The 17,179-nt window shown below is 68.9% G+C and carries 17 protein-coding genes; 6 read left to right on the top strand and 11 right to left on the bottom strand.

All coding sequences use genetic code 11. The features are described 5' to 3' along the window. The first annotated feature begins 38 nt into the window (after positions 1–38). Together ACMUOO_RS07225 and ACMUOO_RS07220 are read left to right on the top strand one after the other, a co-directional pair. Positions 39–1,124 (top strand): BMP family ABC transporter substrate-binding protein, encoded by a 1,086-nt coding sequence (locus ACMUOO_RS07225; RefSeq protein ID WP_301919648.1) that lies wholly within the window; start codon positions 39–41, stop codon positions 1,122–1,124. Positions 1,125–1,304: 180 nt separating this feature from the next. Further along, on the top strand, positions 1,305–2,591 hold the full coding sequence (locus ACMUOO_RS07220) for an NAD(P)/FAD-dependent oxidoreductase (RefSeq protein WP_301919649.1): 1,287 nt from the start codon (positions 1,305–1,307) through the stop codon (positions 2,589–2,591). 24 nt (positions 2,592–2,615) lie between these two features. Here ACMUOO_RS07220 and ACMUOO_RS07215 read toward each other — a convergent pair whose 3' ends face one another. Together ACMUOO_RS07215 and ACMUOO_RS07210 are read right to left on the bottom strand one after the other, a co-directional pair. Then, positions 2,616–3,497 (bottom strand): cation diffusion facilitator family transporter, encoded by an 882-nt coding sequence (locus ACMUOO_RS07215; protein ID WP_301919650.1) that lies wholly within the window; start codon positions 3,495–3,497, stop codon positions 2,616–2,618. Positions 3,498–3,557: 60 nt separating this feature from the next. Beyond that, positions 3,558–4,118, bottom strand: a complete 561-nt coding sequence (locus ACMUOO_RS07210) for an SH3 domain-containing protein (protein WP_301919651.1) — start codon at positions 4,116–4,118, stop codon at positions 3,558–3,560. Positions 4,119–4,237: 119 nt separating this feature from the next. Between ACMUOO_RS07210 and ACMUOO_RS07205 the strand changes: the two genes are divergently transcribed. The 3 genes from ACMUOO_RS07205 to ACMUOO_RS07195 all read left to right on the top strand — a co-directional run bounded on the left by ACMUOO_RS07205 (position 4,238) and on the right by ACMUOO_RS07195 (position 6,306). Then, positions 4,238–5,224 (top strand): 2-hydroxyacid dehydrogenase, encoded by a 987-nt coding sequence (locus ACMUOO_RS07205; RefSeq protein ID WP_301919652.1) that lies wholly within the window; start codon positions 4,238–4,240, stop codon positions 5,222–5,224. Positions 5,225–5,228: 4 nt separating this feature from the next. Next, the gene (locus ACMUOO_RS07200) at positions 5,229–5,675 is read left to right on the top strand and encodes a DMT family transporter (RefSeq protein WP_301919653.1); all 447 of its coding nucleotides are present in this window, start codon (positions 5,229–5,231) and stop codon (positions 5,673–5,675) included. An 82-nt stretch (positions 5,676–5,757) separates the two neighbouring features. After that, positions 5,758–6,306: a hypothetical protein gene (locus ACMUOO_RS07195; RefSeq protein WP_301919654.1), complete on the top strand. Its 549-nt coding sequence runs from the start codon at positions 5,758–5,760 to the stop codon at positions 6,304–6,306. 4 nt (positions 6,307–6,310) lie between these two features. On the opposite strand, the gene ACMUOO_RS07190 is transcribed toward ACMUOO_RS07195, so the two are convergent. Next, positions 6,311–7,285, bottom strand: a complete 975-nt coding sequence (locus ACMUOO_RS07190; RefSeq protein ID WP_301919655.1) for a quinone oxidoreductase family protein — start codon at positions 7,283–7,285, stop codon at positions 6,311–6,313. A gap of 162 nt (positions 7,286–7,447) precedes the next feature. Here ACMUOO_RS07190 and ACMUOO_RS07185 point away from each other — a divergent pair, with 162 nt between their 5' ends. Continuing rightward, entirely contained in the window at positions 7,448–9,949 is a 2,502-nt protein-coding gene (locus ACMUOO_RS07185; RefSeq protein ID WP_413854972.1) for a GcvT family protein, read from the top strand. Positions 9,950–9,997: 48 nt separating this feature from the next. On the opposite strand, the gene ACMUOO_RS07180 is transcribed toward ACMUOO_RS07185, so the two are convergent. From ACMUOO_RS07180 to dut, 8 genes are all read right to left on the bottom strand, one after another. Beyond that, positions 9,998–10,447, bottom strand: a complete 450-nt coding sequence (locus ACMUOO_RS07180; RefSeq protein WP_301918562.1) for a calcium-binding protein — start codon at positions 10,445–10,447, stop codon at positions 9,998–10,000. 64 nt (positions 10,448–10,511) lie between these two features. Then, a complete protein-coding gene (locus tag ACMUOO_RS07175; protein ID WP_301918563.1) occupies positions 10,512–10,859 on the bottom strand; it encodes a carboxymuconolactone decarboxylase family protein in 348 nt (115 codons plus the stop codon). A gap of 98 nt (positions 10,860–10,957) precedes the next feature. Further along, positions 10,958–11,731, bottom strand: a complete 774-nt coding sequence (locus tag ACMUOO_RS07170) for a GH25 family lysozyme (RefSeq protein ID WP_301918564.1) — start codon at positions 11,729–11,731, stop codon at positions 10,958–10,960. A 34-nt stretch (positions 11,732–11,765) separates the two neighbouring features. Further along, the gene (locus ACMUOO_RS07165) at positions 11,766–12,836 is read right to left on the bottom strand and encodes an NAD(P)/FAD-dependent oxidoreductase (RefSeq protein ID WP_301918565.1); all 1,071 of its coding nucleotides are present in this window, start codon (positions 12,834–12,836) and stop codon (positions 11,766–11,768) included. A 42-nt stretch (positions 12,837–12,878) separates the two neighbouring features. After that, on the bottom strand, positions 12,879–13,427 hold the full coding sequence (locus ACMUOO_RS07160; RefSeq protein WP_301918566.1) for a hypothetical protein: 549 nt from the start codon (positions 13,425–13,427) through the stop codon (positions 12,879–12,881). Between the two features lie 135 nt (positions 13,428–13,562). Then, on the bottom strand, positions 13,563–15,590 hold the full coding sequence (locus ACMUOO_RS07155) for a M3 family metallopeptidase (RefSeq protein WP_301918567.1): 2,028 nt from the start codon (positions 15,588–15,590) through the stop codon (positions 13,563–13,565). Between the two features lie 116 nt (positions 15,591–15,706). Beyond that, positions 15,707–16,735 carry a HesA/MoeB/ThiF family protein gene (locus tag ACMUOO_RS07150; protein ID WP_413854971.1) on the bottom strand — a complete coding sequence of 343 codons (1,029 nt, stop codon included), beginning with the start codon at positions 16,733–16,735 and terminating at the stop codon, positions 15,707–15,709. Between the two features lie 7 nt (positions 16,736–16,742). After that, the coding region (dut, locus tag ACMUOO_RS07145) for a dUTP diphosphatase (protein WP_413854970.1) at positions 16,743–17,179 on the bottom strand (437 nt) is incomplete at its 5' end.

Here is a 17,179-nt window from a genome sequence, read left to right as displayed (position 1 = left end):
AAGGGGACCGGAACGGCCCCACCAACAGGAGAGAGGGAATGAAAAGAAGAACGCTACTGGCCACGGCCGCGATGGGACTCATCGCGCTTTCCGGCACGGCCGAGGCGCAGATGGGCAAGGTGAAGGCCTGCTTCGTCTACGTCGGACCGATCGGCGACGGCGGCTGGACCTTCCAGCACCACGAGGGCCTGAAGCAGGTCGAGGCGGAATTCGGCGACAAGGTCGAGACCGCGTATCAGGAAAGCGTGCCCGAGGGCGCGGACGCCGAGCGCGTGCTGACGCAGATGGCGCTGTCGGGCTGCAACATCATCTTCACCACCTCGTTCGGCTACATGGACGCCACGAACGCCGTGGCCGCAAAGTTTCCGGACGTGAAGTTCGAGCACGCCACCGGCTTCAAGCGCGACCACCCGAACGTCTCCACCTACAACGCCCGCTTCTACGAGGGCCGCGCGGTGCAGGGGACGATCGCCGGGCGGATGACCAAGTCGAACAAGATCGGCTACATCGCCTCCTTCCCGATCCCCGAGGTCATCATGGGGATCAACAGCTACTACATCCATGCGAAGAAGGTGAACCCGAACGTCGAGCTTTCGGTCGTCTGGGCCTATACCTGGTTCGACCCGGCCAAGGAGGCTGACGCCGCAAAGGCGCTGATCGACCAAGGCGTGGACGTGATCGCCTCGCACACCGACTCGACCGCCGTGCTGGCCGAGGCGGCAAAGACCGGGGGCAAGGTGATCGGCTTCGGCCAGGCCTCCGACATGGCCGAATACAAGCCCAGCCCCCGCGTCTCCTCGATCATCGACAACTGGGGGCCGTACTACATCAAACGGGTCGGCGCCCTGCTCGACGGGAGCTATCAGCAGGCCGACGCCTGGGAGGGGATCGCCGGCGGCGAGGTCCTCATCGGCGAGATCACCGATGCGGTGCCCGCCGAAGTCAAGGCCGAGGCCGAGGCGCTGCGCGACGCGATCGCGGCCGGCACCTACCACCCGTTCACCGGCCCCCTGAAGAAGCAGGACGGTTCCGATTGGCTGGCCGAGGGTCAGACCGCGCCGGACGGCGACCTTCTGGGCATGAACTTCTTCGTCGAGGGAATCACCGGCGAGATTCCGAAGTAGGCCCGCTTCGGCGGACCGGACGGCCCCGCCCCCACCTCGGGGCGGGGCCGTCTGCATTTGGCCCCCGGCCTGCGCCTCTTTGACACAGATCATAAACGTATTCCGAAAACTATATATGAATGCGACTCGGCAATGCGATTCTGCGGCGGGGGCCGGCGGCATTGCCCTGGGAGGACTGGCATGGCGCATATCGTAATTCTCGGGGCCGGGCTCGGCGGGTCGATCATGGCCTATGAACTGGCCGATCAGATTCGCAAGGAAGACCGCATCACCGTGGTGACCAAGGACCCGGCGTACCACTTCGTGCCCTCCAACCCCTGGGTCGCCGTGGGCTGGCGCAAGCGCGACGACATCACCGTCGATCTGGCCGAGACCATGCGGAACAAGGGGATCGCCTTCACGACCGTTGCCGCCGAAAAACTGAATCCGGAGGAAAACCGCGTCGCGCTCGTCGATGGCACGACGATCGACTACGATTACCTCATCATCGCCACCGGACCGGAACTGGCATTCGACGAGATCGAGGGCCTCGGGCCGCATGGCGGACACACCCAGTCGGTCTGCCATGTGGACCATGCCGAGAAGGCATGGGACGCCTTCGAGGACTTCTGCAAGAAGCCGGGGCCGATCATCGTCGGAGCGGTTCAGGGGGCGTCGTGCTTCGGCCCGGCCTACGAATTCACCTTCATCCTGGAAACCGAACTGCGCCGCCGCAAGATCCGCGACAAGGTGCCGATGACCTTCGTCACCTCTGAGCCCTATATCGGCCACCTCGGCCTCGACGGCGTGGGCGACACCAAGGGCCTCCTTGAGTCGGAGATGCGCGAGAAGCACGTCAAGTGGCTGACCTCGACGCGCGTCAAACGCGTCGAGCAGGGGAAGATGGTGGTCGAGGAGGTCAACGACGACGGCAGCGTGAAGGCCGAGAAGGAACTGCCCTTCGGCTTCGCGATGATGCTGCCCGCATTCCGCGGCATCAAGCCGATCATGGGGATCGAGGGGCTGGTGAACCCGCGCGGCTTCGTCATCGTCGACGAGCACCAGCAGAACCCGAAGTACCGCAACATCTTCGGGATCGGGGTCTGCGTGGCGATCCCACCGATGGGCCCGACCCCGGTGCCCTGCGGCGTGCCGAAGACCGGCTTCATGATCGAGAGCATGGTGACGGCGACCGCGCACAATCTCGGCCAGATCCTGCGCGGGCAGGAACCCGACAACGTCGGGACCTGGAACGCGGTCTGCCTCGCGGACTTCGGCGACAGCGGCGTGGCCTTCGTGGCCCAGCCGCAGATACCACCGCGGAACGTCAACTGGGCCTCCTCGGGGAAATGGGTCCACCTCGCCAAGGTCGCGTTCGAGAAGTACTTCATCCGCAAGGTCAAGAAGGGCACGAGCGAGCCCTATTACGAAAAGGCGATGATGAAGATGGTCGGCATCGACAAGCTGAAATCGGTGCAGAAGGGCTGAGCGACCGGTCGGGCGCGGGGCCGATCAGTCCGGGCCCGCCACGTCCTTGTGCACGATCACGTCGCACTGCGGATAGGCGGCAAGGATCTTCCGCCGCAGGCCGGCGCCGATGGCATGTGCCTCGCGCAGGGTCTGGTCGCCGTCGAGTTCGATATGGATATGCACGAAGATCCGGCTTCCGGCGGTCCGGGTCTTCAGGTCGTGGAAGCCGTGCACGCCGGGGAAGGTCCGCGCGATCGCGCCGATCCCCTCGATCACGGCAGGATCGGCGCGGCGGTCCATCAGCGCGTCCCAGGCATCCTTGCCGATCCGGAGCGCGCCGAGGATGAGCATCAACGCCGCGGCGAGCGCCACCACGCTGTCCACCTGGCCGATTCCGAACCGCCGCGAGACCCAGAGCGCGGCGATGGCGCCGATCGAGGGCAGAAGATCGGAGAGGTAGTGGAGCGAGTCGGCGGCGACGACCTTGCTGCCCGTCACCCGCGCCACGCGCCGCTGCCAGAGCACGAGCGCGAGGGTGAGCACAATCGAGACGGCCATCGCGACGATCCCGCCGCCCTCGCCGGCGAGTTGAGCTGGCGCGTCGCTGAGAAGCCGCGCCAGCGCGGTCCAGCCGATCACCGCCCCGGAGACCAGGATGAAGACCGATTGCGCCAGCGCGGCGAGGTCCTCGACCGATGTGTGGCCGAAAGCGTGGTCCTCGTCGGCTGGCCGGGCGGCGTAGAGAATGGCGGCGAGGCCACCAGCCGACATCATGAGGTCGAGCGCACTGTCGGCGAGCGAGGCCGCGACCGAGAGCGAGGCCGTGGTGCCGAGCGCCCAGAGCTTCAGCCCGACGAGCGTCAGCGCCACCGCCACGGAGGCGATGCCGGCCGACAGATTGAGCGAGGTCTGGTGCTGCGCCATGATCCTGAATGCCGGTTCTAGCAGGGCCGTTCGCCGGCGCAACCGTGCGCGGCGCCGCGCCTAGTCGCGGAGCTCGTCCGGCGCGACGCCCCAGAGCGCGGCCTTGGCGACCCAGCCCTTCTCCCCCCCGGCGACGACGCGGCACCAGTCGGGCTGGCATTCGCCGAGCCGGGCGATCACGCCGGCCTGGGCCTCGGCCACCACGGGCGCGGCCGGGTCGGGTCGGGACCGCAGTGCCGTGCCGTCGGCCTCGATCAGAACGGTGCGGACCCCGGAGAGGAGCGTGTAGTAGATCCACCCGCCCTGCCCCTCGTTGTCCTCCACCCGCCGCCAGTGGCCGAACTCCGCCGTGACGCGCAGGGGCATGTCGCGGTGGTGGAACACCCAGTCGATCCGGTGTTCGAGGCTCGGGCCGCGGCGCACGTTGCCCTCCGCGGCCTTGAGCGAGACGAAGCGCGGCAGGGGCATGTTCGTGACCGGTCCGCGGGTCACGGCGGTGGCAGTTGCTGCGGCCGCGGACGGAGTGTCGGCCGCCCGCAGCGCACCCGCGGCCACGACTGCGCCGGCGGCCGCGAGGAGGAGATGGCGGCAGAGCCGACGTCCGAACCCAGGTGGTTTCATGGTTTGCCTGTATTTTCTTCCGACTGCGCGGTTCGCGCCTTTCGGGACTTGTCGCCGCCCCGCTTCGACCCGTAGTTTGCCAAGTGGGACACGCCGTTGGAAGAGAGGAGATCGGCCCGATGGGATCTGAGCGTCTGAGTGTTGTCGTGACGCGACGCCTGCCCGAGGTCGTGGAGACGCGAATGCGCGAGTTGTTCGAAGTCGAACTCCGCGACCCCGATCTCCGGATGACCCGCGAGGACCTCGTCGCCGCGATAAAGCGCGCCGACGTGATCGTCCCCTGCCTGACCGATCAGATCGACGCCAACATGCTGGCGCAGGCCGGCGGGCGGCTGAAGCTCATCGCCAACTACGGCGCGGGCGTCGATCACATCGACGTCGCAAGCGCGCGCCAGCGCGGGATCCTCGTGTCGAATACCCCCGGCGTGGTGACCGAGGACACCGCCGACATGGTGATGGCACTGATCCTGGGGGTTACACGGCGGATCCCCGAGGGTCTCGCCCTGATGCAGGCCGGGGTATGGCAGGGGTGGTCGCCCATGGCCAACCTCGGCGGGCGAGTTGGCGGACGGCGGCTCGGCATCCTCGGGATGGGGCGCATCGGCACCGCAGTCGCGCGCCGCGCACAGGCTTTCGGGATGCAGATCCACTATCACAACCGCAAGCGCCTGCGCCCCGAGCAGGAGGCCGAGGTCGGCGCGACCTACTGGGAAAGCCTCGACCAGATGGTCGCGCGGATGGACGTGATCTCTGTCAACTGCCCGCACACGCCTTCCACCTTCCACCTGATGAACGCGCGCCGGCTGAAGCTGATGAAACCCACGTCGGTGATCGTCAACACCTCGCGCGGCGAGGTGATCGACGAAAACGCGATGGCGCGGATGCTGCGCGCGGGCGAGATCGCGGGGGCGGGGCTCGACGTCTACGAGCACGGCGCCGAGGTGAACCCGGACCTGCGCGCGCTGCCGAATGTCGTCCTGCTGCCGCACATGGGCTCTGCCACGATCGAGGGACGGATCGAGATGGGTGAGAAGGTGATCATCAACATCAAGACCTTCGCCGACGGGCACCGGCCGCCCGACCTCGTCGTGCCCGGGATGCTCTGATCCCATGACCGCCGGGCAGATCGGGGCGCTGCTGCTTCTTTGCGCGGGCGGGGCGGCCGTGGCCGTTCAGGCGCCGATCAACGGCGCGCTTGGCCGGTCCCTGGCCAGTCCGCTTTCGGCCGCCGCCGTGTCCTTCGGCGTGGGCTTCGCCGTCCTCCTTGCCGTGGCGCTGGCCAGCGCGGGCACCGCGCCGGCCGCGCGGCTCGCCGGGCTGCCGCTCTGGCAGGTCTCGGGCGGGCTTCTCGGCGCCTTCTATGTCTGGGCCATGATCCGCGGGATCGGCACTACCGGTGCGCTGACGGCGCTCGCGGCGATCATCCTCGGCCAAATGATCGCGGGGCTCGTCCTAGACCATCTCGGCGCCTTCGGCCTGCCCGCGCAACCCGTCTCCGCCCGACGCATCGCGGCCGTCGCGCTCGTCGCGGCCGGCCTGATGCTGTCGCGGCTCTGAACCGCGAAAACACCCGCACCGGGTCATGCTCCTGCCGCTTTTCCCGCGCATTCTGCGGGCGTGCAGGACGGCGGGGGATGCCATGTCGAAAGTTTTCCTGGGCGGCTTCGTCGTCATATCCGCGGTCGCCGTTGGGGCGGTCGATTACGTCAACCAGGCGCGGCGCGCCGGTTCCGCGCCGGGCGCCTTCGCGGCGGCCGCCTACTTCGGGACGGTGTCGGGCCGGATTACCGGCGCCGCTGCCCCGGCTGCGCCTCGCGCAGCGGTCAGTGCGACCGAGCCTCCGCCCGCGACCGTTCCCGGCGAAGCCGAGCGGCTGATCGCGCTTCGGGCGCTCGACCTCGGCGTGCAGCAGGGAAAGCTGACCGAGGGCGCCGCCGCCGTGATGCGCGCGCGGCTGATGCAGCAGCCTGCCGACACGATCCCCGCGGCGGCCGCAGCCTCGGCTCAATCTGCCACCGCGCGCGGCGCGGGCGGCATTCTCGGCCTGATCGGCGGTCTCCTGGGCGGCAAGTCCGATGGCGCGGCCCCTGACGCCAGCCGTCCGAAGCCGGAGGTCCGGGTCAACGGCCTCGGCGCAAACTGCACCGTCGCAGGCAGCATCAAGCGCTGCAGCATCGGCGGCGGCTGACCGCTCAGAGCGTCAGCACGGTAGAACCCGTGGTCGCGCGGGCCTCCAGCGCGCGATGCGCCTCGGCCACCTCGGCAAGCGGGTAGCGCCGGCCGATCTCGACCTTCACGGCGCCCGACAGGACCTTGCCGAAGAGCCGGCCCGCCATCTCCTGGCAGGTGGCGTGATCGGTGATATGCGTGAAGACCGTGGGCCGGGTGATCTTCAGCGAGCCCTTCGCGGCGAGCGTGAGGATGTCGACCGGCGGGACGGGCCCCGAGGCATTTCCGAAACTGATCATCATACCGAGCGGCCGCAGGCAGTCGAGCGAGCCGTCGAAGGTGTCGCGGCCGACCGAATCCATGACAACGTCCACGCCCCTGCCGCCGGTGATCTCGCGCGCCTGCTTCACGAAATCGCCGGACCGGTAGTTGATTGCCGCCACCGCGCCGTGGTCGAGCGCCATCCGGCACTTCTCGTCCGATCCGGCCGTGGCGATGAGGTTGATCCCCTCGGACCGCGCCCACTGGCAGGCGATGAGCCCGACGCCGCCGGCGGCGGCATGAAAGAGCACCCAGTCGCCGCGCGAGAGTGGCGTCGTCCGGTTGAAGAGGTAATCGACCGTCAGGCCCTTCAGCATCATCGCTGCGGCGGTGTCGAACGCGATGCCGTCCGGGAGCCGGCAGACCTGGGCGGCGGGCATCACCCGCGCCTCGGCATAGGCGCCGGGCGGCTGGCTGGCATAGGCGGCACGATCGCCCGGCTTCAGGTGCGCCACCCCCCCGCCCACCGCCTCGACGACGCCCGCCGCCTCCATCCCGAGGGCCGCGGGAAGAGTCATCTTGTAAAGCCCGCTACGCTGATAGACGTCGATGAAGTTGATCCCGGCCGCCATCTGCCGAATGCGGATCTGGCCCGGTCCCGGCTCGCCCACCGGGCGGTCCACGAGTTTCAGGACCTCGGGTCCGCCGTGTGCCTCGATGATGACCGTGCGTGCCATGCGCCCCTCCGCCGTGGTTTCCGGCCTCAGGTGTAGCCCTGTCCGCGGCGCGGGTCGAGACCTGCGCATGTCGTTTTTCCACCGGAACAGGTCGGGCTGACCTTTCCGGATTCCGGCCGCTCTGGCAGATAGGACATGGATCGGAATACGGGGAGTCGGCCGATGAAGACCCATGTCAAAGCCCTGGTCGTCGGCGGCGGTGCCGTCGGAACCGGGATCGCCTATCATCTGGCCAAGGCCGGCTGGGACACGATGCTCCTGGAGCGGGACGAGTTGACCTCGGGCTCGACCTGGCACGCGGCGGGCTTGCTGCCCCTCTTCAACATGTCCTACGCGACGACCCACATCCACAAGTACTCGGTCGATTTCTACAAGTCGCTCGAGGCCGAGACAGGGCTGAACGCGGGCTTCGCGGTGGTCGGCAACCTGCGCATGGCGCAGACCGACGCGCGGATGGACGAGTACATGCTTTATTCGTCGGTTGCCGAGACTGCTGGCGTCCATCACGAGTTCCTGACGCCGAAGGAAATGAAGGAGCGCTGGCCGCTCCTGCGCACCGAGGACCTCAAGGGCGCGCTCTTCCATCCGCAGGACGGCTACATCAACCCCGCCGACGTGACCCAGGCGATGGCCAAGGGCGCGCGCCAGCATGGCGTGACGATCGAGCGGAAGTGGCAGGTCGACGGGTATGAATGGACCGGTTCGGAATGGCGGGTCACCTGTTCGAAGATGGTGGAGAAGGGCGGCAACCTGGTCCCTTCCGACGAAAAGGTCGTCATCACCGCCGAGCATGTGGTGACCGCGACCGGCAACCATGCCCAGCGCACCGCCCGGCTTCTGGGCATCCGGATCCCCGCGATCCCGGTCGAGCACCAGTATATCGTTACCGAGCCCGACCCCGCGCTTCAGGCCTGGCGTGCCGCAGGAAACCCCGAGCATCCGGTGCTGCGCGACGCCGACGCCAAGTGGTATGTCCGCGAGGAGCGCGGCGGCTGGATTCTCGGCCCCTATGAGCGGGGCGCCCCCGCCCGCTTCCTCTACGACGTGCCGGAAAGCTTCCGCGCCGACCTCTTCCCGCTCGACCTCGAGCGGATCGAGGAAGAATACATGTCGATGATCCACCGCCTGCCCTCGTCCGAGACCGTGGGCCTCAAGGACGATTTCAACGGCCCGATCTGCTATACACCCGACGGCAACCCCCTCGTCGGCCCCGCGCCCGGCCTGCGCAACATGTGGCTGGCCGAGGGTTTCAGCTTCGGCATCACCGCCGCCGGCGGCACCGGCTATTACCTCGCCCAGATGATGGTCGAGGGCGAGGCCGAGATCGACATGGCGAGCCTCGACCCCAAGCGCTATGGCGGCTGGATGACGACCGAATACGCGGCGCGCAAGAACGAGGAGTGCTACGAGCACGTCTTCATCCTGCACCACCCGGATGAAGAGCGCGAAGCGGCCCGCCCGCTGCGGACCGCGCCCGCCTATGACCGCCAGAAGGCGGCGGGCGCCCAGATGGGCCAGGTGAACGGCTGGGAGCGCCCGAACTACTACGGCCCGAAGGATGCGCCTGCGTCGTTCGACCACGACTCACGCTCATTCCGGCGCGGCGCGTGGTGGCAATATGCCGTCGATGAGGCCAGGGCGATCCGTGAGACCGCCGGCCTGATCGACGCCTCGGCCTTCACCAAGCACATCGTGCGCGGACCGGGCGCGACGGCTTTCCTCGACTGGTTCACCTGCAACGCGCTGCCGAAGGTCGGGCGGATCAACCTGACCTATGCGCTGACGGATGCCGGGACCACACGGACCGAATACACGATCGTCCGCAACGGCGAGAACGACTACTATCTCGTCTCCGCCGGGGCCTGGACCGCTTATGATGCCGATTACCTGAAGAAATCCGCCGAGGACTTCATGGCGAATGGCGGCGGCCATATCGACATCCACGACGTCACCACCCAGTGGGGCGTTTTCGCCATCGCCGGGCCGAAATCGCGCGACATCCTGAAGGAGATCGTGAAGGACGCCGATCCGGCAACGGTGCTCTCGAACAAGCGCTTCCCCTGGCTGTCGGCCCGCAGGATCGAGCTTGGCATGTGCCCGGTCAACGCGATCCGCGTGGCCTATACCGGCGAGCTTGGCTGGGAACTGCATCATCCGGTCGAGATGGGGCGCTACCTCTGGGATCAGCTGGTCGAGGCGGGCGCGAAACACGGCATGAAGCTGGTCGGCGCGCGGGCGCAGAACTGGCTCAGGCAGGAGAAGAGCTATCGCGCCTTCGGGACCGAGCTTGGCCGCGACGCGACCCCGCTGGAAGCTGGGCTGCCGCGCTTCGTCGACATGTCGAAGGACTTCCGTGGCAAGGGCGCGATGGTGGCGACCGGCATCCGCGCGATGTGCGTGACGCTTCTGATCGACGGGCCGTCGGACACCGATCCCTGGGGCAAGGAGGCGCTTCTCCTGAACGGCGAGAAGATCGGGCGCCTGACCTCGGGCGGCTGGTCGGTGGCGTTCGGCAAGCAGATCGGCATGGGCTATGTCCGCCCCGATCTTGCCGCCGTCGGCACGAAGCTGAAGGTGCGGATGCTCCTGAAGGAATGGGATGCCGAAGTCGTGGAGGACAGCCCCTTCGATCCGGCCAACGTGCGCATCCGTCAGGACGGTTGAGAGGCCGTGATGCCAGGGGGGGGGCCGGATGTCGGCCCCTCGGGGCCGTCAGCCGCGGCCGAGATCGTCCACGGTCAGAAGCCCGTCGCCGTTCCGGTCGAGCGCCGAGAAGAGCTTGTCGGTCGCTTCGGTGAATTCCCGCGATGTGACCTCGCCGTCGCCGTCCAGATCGTTGAAGGGCGGCTGCATCGCCTCGCGCACCTTCGTGCCGGGGCCCTGCCCCATGCCCTTGGCCAGCCCCTGACCCTGGGCCGCATTTTCGGCGGCGAGGTGGTCGGCGATCATCGCCCATTCGGCGGGCTGCAAAAGATCATCCTCGTTCTGGTCAAACATCCCGAAGACGTCCGCGCGTTTCTGGCGCGCCTCCTCGGGTGTCACCCGGCCATCGCCGTCGCCATCCCATTGCTCGATGAAATAGGCCCCCGGAATCGCCTGCTGCGCGACCGCAGCGCCGGCCCCGACGACCACCGCCACCAGCATCGAAAGTATCCGCGTCATGGGACGCTCCTTTCCCCTGATCCCCGAGTTCATGCACGACGGAAGCCGACGTCCGTCGTGCCGCTCACCGGTTGGCCTTCGCTGCGAGTTCGTCCCAGCAGGCGAGCGCCTCGCCCGCGTACATCAGCGTCGGGCCGCCGCCCATCTGGATCGCCATGGCGAGCACGTCGCCAAGCTCTTCGCGCGTCGCGCCGGCCTTCATCAACGCCTCCACATGGAAGTTGATGCAGGGCGAGCACCGCACCGCCAGCGCCATGCCGAGCGCGACGTATTCCTTTTCCTTCAGCGAGAGCGGGCCATTGTCCTTCACCGCCTTCGAGAGCGTGGCGAAGCCCTGCGTCGCGCCGGGCACGGCCTTGTAGAGCTCGCGGAGTTCGGCGCGGGTTTCGTTGATGGCGTCAAGGTAGCTCATGGGGGCCTCCGAATTGGTCTGCCCGGGCCATGGCAGGAAATCGCGTCGGCGGCCTTGACCTTGATCAAGACATGCAACAATCGGAATGTGACGTGGCGTCAGAGGCTGCGCCGCGCCCGCCAGCGCGCCCAGTCCGCCTCGGACCCCGCGAAGGCGTTGAGATCCACCGCGCCCGACACGCCCTGCACGACGCCGGTGCCGGTGTACTGCCAGAAGCTCCAGTCCTGGCCCGGATAGGTCTTGCGCGGGTGGCCCGCGACGGAGCGGAGCCAGAATTCCTCCTGCCCGAGCCGGCGCAGGTCGTTCTCGGTGAAGAAGTCGACGGTCGTGTAGATCACCGGCCGTTGGCCCATCGCGTTGCCGACGATGCGCTGGAAGGTCGCGATCTCGGCTCGGACCGACGCCGGATCGGGCCGGGCCCGGCAGGTGCGCGAGGCGTGGTTCCACTCCACGTCGAGGACTGGCGGCAACGCACCCTGCTCGCGCGGGACATGGGCGAGGAACCAGGCCGCCTGTTCGGCCGCCGGGCGGCAGAGGTAGAAGAAGTGATAGGCGCCGCGAGGCACACCCGCCCGGGCCGCGCCCTGCCAGTTCGCCGAAAAGCTCGGATCGGTGTGATCGCCGCCCTCGGTCGCCTTGAGGAACGCGAAGGAGACACCGGAGCGCGCGACCCGGTGCCAGTCGATATCGCCCTGATAGCGCGACACGTCGATGCCGTGGACGGAGTGATGCGCCGGGGTAATGCCCCGCCAGTCGTAGGGGTCGAGGTCGCGGAACCGGTCGGGGATGCCGCGCGCGCGATCCCCCGGCCCGCTGCAGGCCGCGAGTGCGGCCAGTGTCAGCGCGATCAACCCTGCGCGGAGCGCCCGCATCCTGTCCCTCTGATTCCCGTTTTCCGGGAGTGTCTCACCGAAACCGGGCCGGCGAAAGGGCCGAGACGGTCGCGGCGTCGAGGACAGGCGGCCGGCCGGCGACAAGGTCACCGACCAGCGCGCTTGCCGCGGCCGAGGTCTGGAAGCCGTAACCGCCCTGCCCGGCGACCCAGAAGAACGACGGAACTTCCGGATCGGGGCCGATGACCAGCACCCGGTCGGGCGCGAAGGTCCTGAGACCGGCCCAGGAGGCGAGAAGCCGCGTCACCGGGGCGGTCACCATATCCTCGTAGCGGGCGAGCCCCTCGGCGAGGACCATGTCGTCGGCCCAGGCGTCGTGCGGTTCGGCCGCATCTTCCTCGGCCGGCGAGACGATGAGCGCACCGGCATCGGGCTTGGCATACCAGGTCTCGCCGGCGCCCATCAGCATCGGCCAGCGCGCCGTGTCCTGCCCGTCCGGCGCGGGCACGCGCGCCATGGAGCGGCGCAGGGGCGTGAAGCCGAGGGGGCGCACCCCGGCCATCCGCGCGACTTCGTCCGCCCAGGGACCGGCCGCATTCACGAGCAGGCCGGCGAAGTGCGCGCCTGCCGCCGTCGTGACCTGCCAGTGGCCGCCCTCGCGCAGGATACCGGTGACCCGGGCGCGGGTCAGGATCTCGGCGCCGTTGCCCCGCGCCTCGCGCGCGAAGCCCTGAATCAGGAGGTCGGTATCAATATCCCAGGCATGGTCGGCGATCGCCGCACGGCGAACGCGCGGCCCGAGTATCGGAACGATCGCCCGCGCCTCGGTGGGGGAAATCTCGTCCAGCCCGAAATTGCGGCATTCCTCTGCGAAGACCGCATCCTCGCCCTCGGCCCCCAGGAGCATGAGCCCGCGCGGCGTCAGCACGCCGGCCGCCCTGAGGCCATCGCCGCTCGCATGCGACAGGGCGATCACCGGGGCAAGTCCGTAGTTCGGCTCGTAGAGCGCGGCGGACCGCCCGGAGGCATGGTGCGCCAGATGGTCCTCGGCCTCGAGGAGCGTCACCCGCCCCAGATGCGACAGACGCGCTGCGGCGGAAACGCCGGCAATCCCGCCGCCGACGATGAGGAAATCCGATGTCATGCGCGCACTCTTGCATCGCCCGGCGGCGAAGGAAAGGTCCGCTCAGCGCCGCCGGAGCCGAAACGCGACGAGAAGGCCGAGTGCAGCGGGCAACGCGAACCCGGCCGCGGGAAGGGGCACCGGAGCCAGGTAGGGGCGCGAAACCCCGCCCCCGGCGCCGGGTCCTGGCAGCATTGTCGGCACGCCGCGCGCGGGCCAGTAGGGCGCAGGCGGCGGCGGAAGGTAGAGACTGGCGAGGTGGAGGGGCTCGGCGGGCGGCACCGGACCAGCCGCGTGGCCAAGGCACCGCGTCACCACCCAGAGATAGCCGACGCTCGACCCCACCGCGTTCGACGCACTCGTTCCGGCGACGAGGCATCCGACGCGCACGGTGGCGACTGCCGCCCTGTCGACGAAGCTCTTGCGGACCGGCGCCGGTGGAACGCTGCGGGCGACCGCGCGCGAGGAGGAGACCGTCAGGCGTGCGTCATGGATCAGGGTCTCCGGCGTGCCGGGCCCCGTGATGATCGTCGCCGCCGAAACGCCGCTGCCCGCGAGAAGGCAGAGCGCGACCGCGGACGCGATCGCCGTTGTCCGGCCAGTTCCCGCCAAGTGCCGGCTTCCCCAGGTTCCGGTGCACGCCGAACCCCATGGTCCGGTCGCACCAATTCCGGGTCAGGATCGCGGCAAATTCTGACCGAACCGTGTCTATTGCATGTGCCGGGTGGACAATTTCCGGGCAATTTTTCAGACAGGGTCCAACAGGCCCCGTCCGCGCAGCAAGGGCTCCACCCCCGGCATCCGGCCCCGGAAAGCGGTGTAGAGCCGGTCCGGCTCCGCCGATCCTCCGGCCGACAGGATGTGGCGCTCCAGCCGCCGGGCGGTTTCCGCGTCGAAGGGATCGCCCGCCTCGGTGAAGGCGTCGAAGGCATCGGCGTCCATCACCTCGGACCACATGTAGCTGTAGTAGCCCGCGGAATATCCGTCACCGGCGAAGACATGGGCGAAATGCGGCGTCGCGTGGCGCATCCGGATCGCCCGCGGCATGCCCAGCCCGTCAAGCACGGCCGCCTGCATCGCCATCGCATCGGCGGGCGCCGCGCCCTCGTGGAAGGAGAGGTCGACGAGCGCCGAGGCCACGTATTCGACCGTTGCGAAGCCCTGGTCGTAGGTGCGGGCCGCCAGAAGCCGGTCGCGCAGGTCCGCGGGCATCGGCGCGCCGGTCGTTACATGGCGCGCGTGGGTGTCGAGCACGTCCGGCACCTCCAGCCAGTGCTCGTAGAGCTGGCTCGGCAGTTCCACGAAATCCCTTGCGACGGATGTTCCGGAAATGAAGGAATAGGTCAGATCGGACAGCACCTGGTGCAGCGCATGGCCGAATTCGTGAAAGAGCGTGCGCGCGTCGTCCCAGGAGAGCAGCGCCGGGCCACCCTCTGCCGGGCGGGCGAAGTTGCAGACGTTCACCACGATCGGCCGCTGCTCGCCGCCGAGCCTGCGCTGTTCGCGCATCGCCGAGCACCAGGCGCCGGAGCGTTTCGAGGGCCGGGCGAAGTAGTCGCCGAGAAAAACGGCGATGTGGCGCCCGTCCCGCGTCACCTCCCAGGCCCGCACGTCCGTGTGGTAGAGCGGCAGATCGAGGGGGCGGAACTCCAGCCCGAAAAGCCGGTGCGCGGTGTCGAAGGCCGCGCCGATCATCGCGTCGAGCCCGAAGTAGGGCTTGAGCTCGCCCTCGTCGAGGTCGTGTTCCGCAAGCCGCCGCTTTTCGGAATAATACCGCCAGTCCCAGGGTTCGAGATCGCCGTTGATCCCGTCGGCATGCATCATCGCGGTGAGGGTCGCGGCATCGGCGAGCGCCCTTTCCCGCGCCGGCTTCCACACCCGCATCAGGAGGTCGCGGACGGTCGCGGGCGTCTTCGCCATCTCGGGCTCGAGCTTGTAGGCGGCGAAGCTCTCGTAGCCAAGGAGTCGCGCCCTCTCCTCGCGCAGCGTCAGGATCTCGGCCGCGATGGTGCGGTTGTCGGTCGCCCCACCGTTCGCGCCGCGTGCCACCCAGGCCTCGTAGGCCCGCTCCCTGATGTCGCGGCGGGGCGAGAACTGGAGGAAGGGCACGACAAGGGATCGGTTCAGCGTCAGCACATGACCCGCCAGTCCCCGCTCCGTGGCCGCGGCCCTCGCGGCGGCGGCGACGAAATCGGGCAAACCCTCCAGATCGGCGTCGGAGAGCGGCAACACCCAGTCCCGCTCCTCGGCGAGGACGTTCTGCGAAAAGGCGGTCGACAGGACCGCAAGCCGTTCCTTTATCGCGGCCATGCGCCGGCGTCCCGCCTCGTCCAGCGCCGCCCCTGCGCGGACGAACATGCGCCGGTAAAGCTCCAGCACCCGCTGCTGCTCGGCCGTGAGGGCAAGCCCCGCGCACGCCTGCCAGAGCGCATCGATGCGCGCGAAGAGTTCTGCGTTCATCGTCACCTCGGAGGAGAAGGCCGCCAGCTTCGGCGCAAGCTCCCGCTCCAGCGCCTGCCGCGCTGGCGTGGAATCCGCCCCGGAAAGGTTCCAGAAGACGCCGCCGACACGGTTCAGCGTCTCCTCCGCCAGTTCGAGCGCCTCGATCGTGTTGGCGAAGCTCGGTGCCTCGGGGTTCGCGGCGATCGCCGCGATGTTCGCCCGCGCTTCGGTCAGCGCCGCATCGAAGGCAGGCGCGAAATGCGAGTCCTCGATCCGGTCGAAGGGCGGCAGGGCGAATTCGCCGGCGAAGGGCTCAAGCAGCGGATTGGTCATCGTGGTCTCCTTTGGCCCGAAGGCTAGGCACAGGTCCGGCCGAAGGCCAGCACCCGCCGGCACCTCCCGTCCGAAAAAAGCTCCCGCCCGCGGCCGGCCCCCCGGGAAGGCCCCGATCACCCTCCGCAGACGGGACAGGACTGGCTGCGCCGAAGCGCGATCTGCCGGCTCTCGCCGTAAAGCGCGTCGTAGATCAGCATCCGGCCGCGCAGGCCCTCTCCCGCCCCGGTGATCTCCTTGATCGCCTCGACCGCCATCAGCGCGCCGATCACGCCCGGCAGCGCCCCCATCACGCCCGCCACCGCGCAGGAGGGTGCCAGCCCGTCGGCGGGACGTTCGGGGAAGATGCAGGCATAGCAGGGCGCGCCGCGCGCCGGGTCGTAGAGGCTGATCTGCCCCTCCCACTGGGTGATCGCGGCAGAGATGAGCGGCTTGCCCGCCGCCACGGCGGCCGCATTCACCATGTAGCGCGTGTCGAGATTGTCGGACCCGTCGAGGATGAGGTCGTGGTCGGCGAAGAGTACCGGCGCCTCGGCCTCCGTCAGACGGCGGTTGTAGGGTCGCACCGTGATGTAGGGATTGAGTGCCTTCATCGCCGCCTCGGCGGAGAAGACCTTCGGCATCCCGATCCGCGCATCGGTGTGGATCACCTGCCGCTGCAGGTTCGACGACGACACTGTGTCGTCGTCGATGACCCCGATCGTGCCGACGCCTGCCGCGGCAAGGTAGAGGAGCGCGGGCGAGCCGAGCCCGCCCGCCCCCACCACCAGGACCCTCGCCTCCTTCAGCCGGCGCTGGCCCATGCCGCCGACCTCGCGCAGCACGATGTGGCGCGCGTAGCGGTCAAGCTCGGCGTCGGAGAACGCTCCCTTCCCCGAGGCTTCCGGCGCGGGCATGGCCCGGTTCCGCAGCGCGAGGAGCCCGTGGCGGTAGCCGAAGGCGAGCGCCGCCCCCCCCCCCCCCCCCCCCCAGACGCGGGCATCGCCACCCAACGCCCGGGCAAGTGCGTGGCCCTCCGGCAACACCAGATGCGCGAGAAGGGTGGCCGCCCAGAGTACCGCCAGCATCAGCGCCACCAGTCGCACCGGCAGTCTGAGGCCCCATCCGAGGGCGAGAAGCGCGAGGGCCGTCAGGAATACCGTCACCGGAACTTCACCCCCGTCCCGTGGAGCCGAAGCCGCCGGCGCCCCGCGCCGTCTCGCCGAGCGCCGCCGCCTCTGCGAACTCGGCCTGTACGACCGGCGCCACGATCATCTGTGCGATCCGCTCGCCGTGGGCGATGACGACGGGCTCCGCCCCGAGGTTGACGAGGAGCACGCCCAAGGGTCCGCGATAGTCGCTGTCGATTGTCCCGGGCGTGTTCGGGAGCGAGATCCCGTGCCGCAGCGCAAGGCCGGAGCGCGGGCGGATCTGCACTTCGAAACCCTCCGGGATCTCGATGCGGAGCCCCGTCGGCACCACTCGCCGCTCCATGGGCGCCAGCACGAGACCCGCCGCGCGGTCGCGCTCGGGAAGGTTCGCACGGATGTCCGCCCCGGCGGCACCGGCCGACGCGTAGGCAGGCAGCGCCACCTGAGGGTCGGCCCAGT

Origin of the sequence: Albidovulum sp., assembly GCF_041919395.1 — a bacterium.
GTDB lineage: Bacteria > Pseudomonadota > Alphaproteobacteria > Rhodobacterales > Rhodobacteraceae > Albidovulum.
The sequence above is the reverse complement of the archived record's forward strand: the minus strand, read 5'-3'. Positions and strand labels throughout refer to the sequence as shown.